Annotated in this window: 8 protein-coding genes and 1 pseudogene; 3 read left to right on the top strand and 6 right to left on the bottom strand. The window is 64.2% G+C overall.

The window, feature by feature from the left end; translation table 11 throughout:
- The first annotated feature begins 147 nt into the window (after positions 1 to 147).
- Together MKK63_RS32080 and MKK63_RS32315 are read left to right on the top strand one after the other, a co-directional pair.
- A complete protein-coding gene (locus MKK63_RS32080; protein WP_409564572.1) occupies positions 148 to 441 on the top strand; it encodes an alpha/beta fold hydrolase in 294 nt (97 codons plus the stop codon).
- A complete protein-coding gene (locus MKK63_RS32315; RefSeq protein ID WP_409564574.1) occupies positions 338 to 772 on the top strand; it encodes an alpha/beta fold hydrolase in 435 nt (144 codons plus the stop codon). Before MKK63_RS32080 ends, MKK63_RS32315 begins: the two co-directional genes overlap by 104 nt.
- A gap of 305 nt (positions 773 to 1,077) precedes the next feature.
- On the opposite strand, the gene MKK63_RS31850 is transcribed toward MKK63_RS32315, so the two are convergent.
- The 4 genes and pseudogenes from MKK63_RS31850 to rnhA form a co-directional block, all read right to left on the bottom strand.
- Complete coding sequence (locus tag MKK63_RS31850) at positions 1,078 to 1,290, bottom strand: SDR family oxidoreductase (protein ID WP_313901804.1); 213 nt, start codon at positions 1,288 to 1,290, stop codon at positions 1,078 to 1,080.
- 50 nt (positions 1,291 to 1,340) lie between these two features.
- A pseudogene (locus MKK63_RS31845) lies at positions 1,341 to 1,829 on the bottom strand (SDR family NAD(P)-dependent oxidoreductase); the annotation flags it as partial.
- A 240-nt stretch (positions 1,830 to 2,069) separates the two neighbouring features.
- Positions 2,070 to 3,224, bottom strand: a complete 1,155-nt coding sequence (locus MKK63_RS29500; protein WP_409564573.1) for a winged helix-turn-helix domain-containing protein — start codon at positions 3,222 to 3,224, stop codon at positions 2,070 to 2,072.
- A gap of 53 nt (positions 3,225 to 3,277) precedes the next feature.
- Positions 3,278 to 3,940 carry a ribonuclease HI gene (gene rnhA, locus MKK63_RS29495; protein ID WP_244007825.1) on the bottom strand — a complete coding sequence of 221 codons (663 nt, stop codon included), beginning with the start codon at positions 3,938 to 3,940 and terminating at the stop codon, positions 3,278 to 3,280.
- Between the two features lie 351 nt (positions 3,941 to 4,291).
- Between rnhA and MKK63_RS29490 the strand changes: the two genes are divergently transcribed.
- Positions 4,292 to 4,837, top strand: a complete 546-nt coding sequence (locus tag MKK63_RS29490) for a PAS domain-containing protein (protein ID WP_244007823.1) — start codon at positions 4,292 to 4,294, stop codon at positions 4,835 to 4,837.
- Positions 4,838 to 5,207: 370 nt separating this feature from the next.
- Here the strand turns inward: MKK63_RS29490 and MKK63_RS29485 are convergent, their stop codons facing one another.
- Together MKK63_RS29485 and MKK63_RS29480 are read right to left on the bottom strand one after the other, a co-directional pair.
- Positions 5,208 to 7,715, bottom strand: coding sequence for an EAL domain-containing protein (locus MKK63_RS29485; protein WP_244007821.1), 2,508 nt, complete (start codon positions 7,713 to 7,715; stop codon positions 5,208 to 5,210).
- Positions 7,716 to 7,815: 100 nt separating this feature from the next.
- On the bottom strand, positions 7,816 to 8,340 hold the full coding sequence (locus MKK63_RS29480) for a PilZ domain-containing protein (RefSeq protein ID WP_244007819.1): 525 nt from the start codon (positions 8,338 to 8,340) through the stop codon (positions 7,816 to 7,818).
- Positions 8,341 to 8,443: the final 103 nt, after the last annotated feature.

Genomic DNA, 8,443 nt, shown 5'->3' with positions numbered 1-8,443 from the left:
ATAGCGTAGGCCCGCGCGGCTATGCTGCCGCCGGGTGGTCGGGGTCCACATGGCAGGTCCAGGTCAGGCTTCAGCACCCCCCTGGAATCATCGCCATCCCGGCCACTCAACCCCGCCTCAGACCCTTATCGGACGGGCTCTAAGACCATGGAAGGCTTGGTCGCCCATCTTGGCATCGAACGATACACGCTGTTCGTGCAGGATTACGGTGGCCCGGTTGGTTTCCGCATGGCGCTGGCTCACCCCGAACGGGTCAGCGCGCTAATCGTCCAGAACGCCAACGCCTACGTGGAAGGGCTCGGGCCGAAGTGGCAGGGCATCGCACGGTTCTGGGCCGATCCCGCATCCCACCCCGAGCAGGTCGACGCCTTCACCTCGCTCGAAGGAGCCAAACGGCGCCAGCCCCAACCCCGAACGCTACAACCCGGACACCTGGGCTGACGAGTACGCTAATCTCGCGCGACCGGGTGAACGGGAGATCCAAGCAGCCCTTCTCTACGATTACCGCACCAACGTCGCGTCCTACCCCACCTGGCAGGGCTGGATGCGCGGCCATGCGCTACCGATGCTTGTGATGTGGGGTCGCCACGATCCGTCCTTCATCGTGCCTGGCGCTGAGGCCTACCTTCGCGACGTTCCGAGGGCGGAACTGCATATCCTCGATGCCGGGCACTTCGCGCTGGACGAGGCAACGGAAGAGGTTGCCCGGCTCACACGTGACTTCCTCGGACGCATCAATACATCGGCTCTCCCGTCATCGGCTCCTCGTTAAGACACCGCCGACATCGTCGAACGTCCGTCTTTGGCATGATCTAGCCTTTGAAGCTGTGAGACGATGTTAGCTTCAGAGGGGCTGCCTAATGGTTGGGATTGGCGCGGGTATGCCAATCACCAATTGCCAGACGCATGTCCGCTTCTTTGATCGCACATCTCAAAAGCGGACCGGCAGAAAGCCACCCTAAGCGGCTATTCTGGAGGCGACCCAACCCAGTCATTGCTGTGAGGAAGCAGAAATCCATAAAGCAGCCGTTCGGTGCGTGCATCAGCACCGAACGGCTGCTGGTCCGCAACAAAGCCTTAGGCCCCCATGGTCATAACTGAGCCGCCGTCGATCCTAAGGAACTCACCGGTGACGAAGCTGGCATGTTCCGAGCACAGGAACGTGACCACAGCAGCGACCTCCTCGGCCCGGCCGCGGCGCTTAGCAACGACGCCGGGACGCTCCTCGTCCAACGTTTGTTGAACCGCCTTGTCGAAGGAGATGCCTTTCTCTTTCGACTTCTTCTCCACTGGGCGTCGGTCATCGGCGTGGCAATGAAGGCCGGGCCGACCGCGTTCACGAGCACGCCGTCCGGGCCGTAGGCCTTCGACAGTCCCTTCGCAAAGTTCAGGACCCCGGCCTTGGCGGCTGCATAGGGAAGCTCTTCGATGTAGGGCTGCACCGCATCCTCCAAGGATAACAGCACGACCCGGCCCCAGCCCGCTTTGCGCATGTGGGGGATGAAGGCCCTTGTCGCGCGCACGCCGGCCATGAGGTCGGTCTGGATCACCTCGATCCAATCCTCGTCCGTGAGTTCAAGGAAGTCGCCCGACGCCCCGGTGATGCCCGCGGCGCAGACGAGGATGGTGGGCTTGTCGTCGAAGGCCATGTTGGCGGAGGCAGCCAGCACCTCAATCCGTTTCGCCCCGCTGAGGTCGGCCTCTACGGCGCGGACTTGACCCAGCGCCGACAGCTCCGCGGCGGTAGCTTGCAGCTCGGGGCCTTCCTTGTCGGTCAGGACGACGTGGACGCCCTCGCGCAGCAGATACTCGGCGGTAGAGCGACCCATGTCCTAAGATGACAGCACGAGACCTTCGCGGTCATCGCGCCAATCGTGGTTGAGTGAGTCCAAATCCGACCCGACCGAAGGATGTTCCTTTCCACCCCGGTCAACCATCGGCATGTCGCCTATCCGACCGAGACATGGCTTCCGACCTCGGATGCACGGAAGGAATGGCGACCTACCGAACGCCGTACCGCCGTCCGTTCGGTCTCTCGACGAGCAGACGCCCGCCGGATCCGAATCCGGTCAGACGACGACCTCGGACAGGTCGAGCCAAGTCGCCATCGAGCGCAGCTCCGCGAGCAACCGCTCCATCGTGTCCGCCGGCGCCGCCGGTTCGAGATGCGCCTGCAGCACGATCAGCACGCCGGTCTTGCGGTCCGCCTTCAGGTCGACCCGGGCGACGAGCGCGCCGTCCATGAGGAACGGCAGCACATAGTAGCCGTGTTCGCGCTTGTGCGCCGGCGTGTAGATCTCGAGCCGGTACCGGAACCCGAACAGCCTCTCGGCACGGGGGCGATGCCAGACGAGCGGATCGAACGGCGAGAGAAGGGCAGTACCCCCGGGGCCGCGCCCGACCCGCGCATCCTTGTGGAGATAGGCTTGGTGCCGCCACCCACGGACGGTCACCGGAACGAGGACGCCCCCCTCGACGAGCTGCTCGATGGGTAGGCGGGCATCGGCCGGCGAGAGGCGGAAGTAGTCGCGAAGGTCGTTCGCAGTCGCCACGCCGAGCGCCTTCGCCGATCGCGCAACGAGCTCGCGCCGGGCGTTCACCGGGTCCGGGATCGGCCGGGCGAGGACGGAGCGGGGCAGCACGCGCTCCGGCAGGTCGTAGACGCGTTCGAAGCTGCCCCGTCGATGAGTCGACGCGACCAGGCCCGCCCAGAAGAGCCATTCAAGCGCGTGCTTGGCGTCGCTCCAGTTCCACATGCCCTTGAAGGCCTTCGGACCTGAGACGTCGGACGCCGCCAGCGGTCCCTCCCGTTCGATGCGGGAAAGCAGGGCCTCCGCCTCCGGCCGTCGCTCGCGCGCGAACGGTTCGATACGGCTCCAGACGTCCCGTTCCTCGCGGGCGCGATCCATGCGCCAACGCAGGAGGGGGTGAACCTCGGTCGGCAGAAGGGACGCCTCGTGGCCCCAGTACTCGAAGAGGCAGTTCGAGCTGGCGATCGCCAGAGCGTCGAGAGTGCCGCGATCGTACGGCCCCAGGCGCGAAAACAGCGGCATGTAGTGGGCACGGACCAGAACGTTAACACTGTCGATCTGGAGTAGTCCCAGGCGTCCGATCTCGCGGCGCATCCGCGAGACGGCCACCGCGGGCGGTCGCGACCGCATGGCGAGGCCCTGCGAGGTCAGTGCAATGCGGCGAGCCTCCGATACGGATAGTTCGTCGGTCAGCGCCGCTCTCCCATGCGCGAATGATCGGGCATCGCCGCCTTTGGTCTTTCCCGCTACGCCCGGCTCGATCGCAGGCGTGCGACCTCGTTCGGACCGATGTCGAGGTAGAAGCGGATCGCCTCGTTGACCAGTGCATCGGGCGTGACGCCTGCGGCCTTGGCGGCCCGGGTGATCCGGAGGCCGAGCGCGAGATCGACGCGGAGCTCGGCACCCTTGCTCGGCGGAGCAGGCGCGGCGGTGGGGGACGTCATGGGCGCGCCGCTCGTCCGCGATTCTGCCTTGCCGAGCTTCGCCTCGCGGCGCCCCCGGTGGACGAGAGCGTCGGCGCGCTCGTTCAAACGGTCGCCGGCATGGCCCCGGACCCAGGTCCACTTCACGTCGCGAGCGGCGTTCAGTTCGTCGAGGCGCTTCATAAGGTCGACGTTCTTCACCTCGCCGGTCGTCGTGCGCCAACCCTTCGCCTTCCATCCCCGCATCCATTCGGTGATCGATTTGACGACGTACTGGCTATCGCACCGCATCTCGATGGCAGCACCGGCCGGGAAGTGTTCGAGACCCTTGATCGCGGCCGTCAGCTCCATGCGGTTGTTGGTCGTGGTGCCGGGATCCCCACCGCACAGCTCGACCGTGCCGTCCGGGGCCGCGACGACGACCCCCCAGCCGCCCGGCCCGGGGTTCGGGTCGCAGCCTCCGTCGGCGTAGACGATCGTTCGCATTCTGGCGTTGGTCCTTCGGCGAAGGGGTTCGGACGGGACGCAGCACGGATGCCCGGGCCGATGTCCGCCGGACCCCTTTGCCGGACCTCGACTATCTGCGCCAGAACTCATCCGTTCTGCACTGGTCCCGCACCCGGAGAGACGCCGCGGCCTAACCGTGAACGCGCCTGAGAGAGCGTGGCTTTAAGGGCGATCCGACGCCGTCGTCGCCCCCCGAAAGCCGAATGCCGATCCGAAGTTGCGGACGGCCTCCTATCGACCCACGAAATTCAGCTTGCGATTGACATGCGCTTTAGGGCTAAGCTTAAGCGAGGTATATTTGCCTGTGACTGGTTCAAAACGCGTGGCCCTATGATTTTTGTGACTGACGCCTACGGGCAGACCATTCACACGAGCTCAGATTGGTCCGGTCTGACCGGACAGCCCGTCGAAGAATCGCTAGGACGTGGCTGGATAAACTGTGTTCATCCAGACGACAGATTGATTGTAGAGCGAACGTTCGAAAAGGCGTTGTCTAGAATATCCGAATTCAGCATCAGATATCGATTAGTAGATGCTTATGGGAATTATCGTTGGGTTGGTGCCGGCGGAGTTCCATCGATCGGACCACCGGACTATACTTTTATCGGGTATTTGGGGTCGCTCACGGAAATTGCTAACGGCGCAATCGATGAACTACAAGCTTATGGCAACGTCGAGCGTTTCGTGCCTCCGCCGACGCATCCTACTACGATTGCGACGGATCACTTGGATCAGATAGCGGACTACCTGATCTTGGCCCACGCGCTCATTGAAGACGATGGCGCCAAGTCTGCGCTGCCCGGCTTGAGGTTCGCGTTGTTTGAAGTAGGACGCGCGCTTGCTGCACGCGCTGATGCGGAGAGGAAGCCGAACTGAGTCGCGCCATTCATTCCGACCCGGACGTGCGGACGGTGTGAACGCCCGACATGCAGACCTTACAGAGGCTCAGGACGGGTCGGGTGCAGGCACGGCGGTATCGTCCGTTTTTCTGCATTGCCGTACAAAAACGGAACGGCGGAAAACCCCCGTTGCAGCCCATCCGGGTGGTTCGGTTTGGGTATGGGGACGAGAACCAGCGCTATCAATTCGATATGGGTGCGCCTTTCTCAGGCCGGTGGTCGCGGCTGCTTCCGACCCGATGCTGTCATTCATGATCGGCCTTATGGGACCCGAAAGCGGATGGATGACTTGAGTGGCCGGTCATGGTTCGGCGCCAGTGGCGCACGTGGCGTCTTGGTTAGATCACTCATGCCGCGTTCCGCGACTGTGATAGAAGCATGTAAGCCCGCGCCTCCTCGACGGGCAACGGCCTACTGAACAGATATCCCTGCACCTCTGTGCAGCCTTCTCGGTGAACGAGGGCGAGTTGCTCGGCGGTCTCGACCCCCTCGGCAATGATGCCCATGCCCAACCGCTCGCCGATGCCGACCACTGCCCGCACGATCGCCGCCGCGTCCGGGTCGGCGATATCTTTGATGAACGCGCGGTCGATCTTGATCTTGTCGAACGGGAAGCTGCGCAGATAGCTCAAGGACGAGTACCCGGTGCCGAAATCGTCCAGCGCGATCAGGGTCCCCAGCGTCCGCAGCCGGTGCAGGGTGAGTATCGCCTCTTCCGGGTCGTCCATCAGCGCGCTTTCCGTCACCTCCAGAACCAGCCGGTCCGCCGAAAGGCCCGCATTTCCGAGCGCGGCGACTACGGCTTGCTCCAGACCACCCCGGAACTGCACCGTCGAGACGTTCACCGTCACCCGTACCGCCTTCGGCCAACCCGCCGCCTCGCGGCACGCCTCGGTCAACGCCCAGGCGCCGAGCGGTACGATCAGCCCGTTTTCCTCAGCCACCGGGATGAAGTCGGCGGGTGAGATCAGCCCGCGCACGGGATGGCGCCAGCGCATCAGCGCCTCGAACCCCACCGCCATCCCCGTCGTTAGGTCAGTGATCGGCTGGTAGACGAGGAAGAAATCTCCGCGCCGGATGGCCTCTTTCATGTCCAGCGACAGCGCGCTGCGTGTCGTCATTCGAGCGTGGGACTCGGCATCGCACAGACGGTAGGTATTGCGGCCCGCAGCCTTAGCCGCGTACAGCGCGGTATCGGCACGCTTAAATACCTCCTCGGCGCCGTCGCCCCCAGCAACGATCAGTGCGGCGCCTATGCTGACACCGATACTGACGACCGCGTCATCGAGGCGGATCGGCTCGTCCAGGGCCGCGATGACGTGCTCGCAGATGCGGTTGAGGGTTCCGTCCTCGTCGAGGTCGTTGACGACCACTGCGAACTCGTCGCCGCCGAGCCGCGCAATGATGTCCTGTGGGCGCAGGACAGAGCGGATGCGCTCGGCCGCTGCGCATAACAGTCGATCCCCGGCGAGGTGGCCGAAGCTGTCGTTGACGACCTTGAAGTGATCGAGGTCGCAGACGAGTAGCGCGTGGCGGCTCGACCCATCGACCGCGGCATTGAGCGCGGCATCGAGGTGCCGCCGGAGCAAGTGACGGTTGGGCAGGTCGGTCAGCGCGTCGTGCTCAGCCATATGGGCGATGCGCGCCTCGGCCTCCTTGCGCTGTGAGATGTCGATCAGCGTGCCTACCAGCCGCAGGGCTCGCCCATCCGGTGTGCGGCTGGCTACACGGGCGCGGGCGAGCACCCAGAAGGCACTGCCGTCTACGCGACACACGCGGTACTCGCATTCGAGCAAGGGCGTCAGCCCTTTTAGATGATCGCGTGTGACGCCTGTGACGTATTCGCGGTCGTCCGGGTGAATTGCAGCGCTCCAGGCGGACGTGCTGGGCTGCGCCAGATCCCCGACGAGGCCGAGTTTGTCCCGCCAGCGCTCCGTCACCCAGAGCGCGCCCGTCGTGAGATCCCAGTCGAACAGGCAGTCCTCTCCGCTGTCGAGAGCTAACGCGAGACGCTCCTGGCTGACCCGCAGGTCGGCCTCACTCGCGCGTAGCGCCTCCCCTGCCTCGCACCGGCTGGTCACGTCGCGCAGCACCACGACGTAGCCATCTGTCTCGCCCGCTTTGGGGTCATAGTGGGGTCTGTTGTAGGACGCCTCTAGCCACACCCAACCACCGTCGCGGTGTCGGTGCCGCCACGTGAGCAGCGCTTGCCGGACTTCTCCCGCAAGCAGTTGTTGGAAGACCCCGGCGTGCCGTGTCAGGTCGTCGGGGTGTATAAAATTGAACCCACTAGTTCCGACCAGATCCTCAGGCGCGTAGCCGAGGATCTTCGATGCTGCGGGCGAAACGTAGTGGCGGATGGCATCGGTATCATACAGGATGATGATGTCGTTGGTGTTCTCGGCGATCAGCCGGTAGCGGTGCTCGCTCACTTGCAGGGCGCGCTGGGCTTCACGCCGGGCAGTCACGTCCGCGTACACGCGCACGCGACCGCCGGTCTCCAGCGGCAGACTGCGGGTCTGAAGCACAACACCGTTGGGACGCTCGCGCTCATACTCGTAGATCTGCATTCTGGGCTCGCCGCTCTCCAAGCGGTCGCGCAAGCGCGGAGGCAGGTGTGCGAACTCGCCCCGCGCCACCTGCTGCGCCCGCACGTCGGCGAACGGCGTGCCGTCCGCGAGCGCGTCTCCCGCGACACCAATCATTGCCGCGACATTCCGGCTGCTCATCCGGACGCGGTCGTCCGCGTCGGTGATGATGAAACCCTCGTCCATCGCCTCGACAGCGACACGCAGCAGCATATCATCCCGCTCGGCCTGCGAAGCTTGCCCCGAGCACATCATCGTCTGCGTCATGGTTAGAGCGTGCTCGTCGTCAAAGTTCGCGTTCAGGGTCTCGGTGTCTGGTCAGCGCTGATGCGATGCCGCGTCGCCAGCTTCTGAGGCCAAGGCACGGTCAGAGCCTGATCTGCTCGTTGAAGGTGATGGCAGCCAAGGGCTCGCAGAATTCGACGGCGATACCTCCTTCGAGGTGACGTACGATCGTGGCATAGTGAACCCCGACCTTGATCCGGGTGCCGACGAACGGCACGATGGTGGAGTTCAGGGAAATAGCGGCGCCAGTCCGTGACAGATTTAGGATCTCGCCCCGCAGGACGGTTTCCTGAGCAAACCTGATTTCGACCGAACGGTGTATGGGTACGATACGCGGCGCGGTGCGCAGTTCCACCGTTTGCATGCTACGGCGGGCGTGCCATTCGAGGCGGGCTGCGACCGGGCCACGCCGGAACTCGGGCAGGTACAGATCGAGCGTGAAGCCCTCCGCGGTGATCTGGTTCACGCGACCCGGCAGGATGCCGATATTGTTGAGGAAGCAGACGACCGCCTCACCCACATCGACCTCGGCGTTGGCGATAAGGTTGGCCCACTTCAACGTAATTTCGGTCGCACGGCAGGCGACCTCGTGCCCCGATGCGACCATGACGCGTCCGCCCACGACGTAGACCGGCTTTGTATTGTTTGATACAATTGGTGCAACAAATTTAGGGTCTACTACGTCAGGCCCAGCCACAACCCGCCCCCGA

Origin of the sequence: Methylobacterium sp. J-088, assembly GCF_022829295.1 — a bacterium.
Lineage (GTDB): Bacteria > Pseudomonadota > Alphaproteobacteria > Rhizobiales > Beijerinckiaceae > Methylobacterium.
The sequence above is the reverse complement of the archived record's forward strand: the minus strand, read 5'-3'. Positions and strand labels throughout refer to the sequence as shown.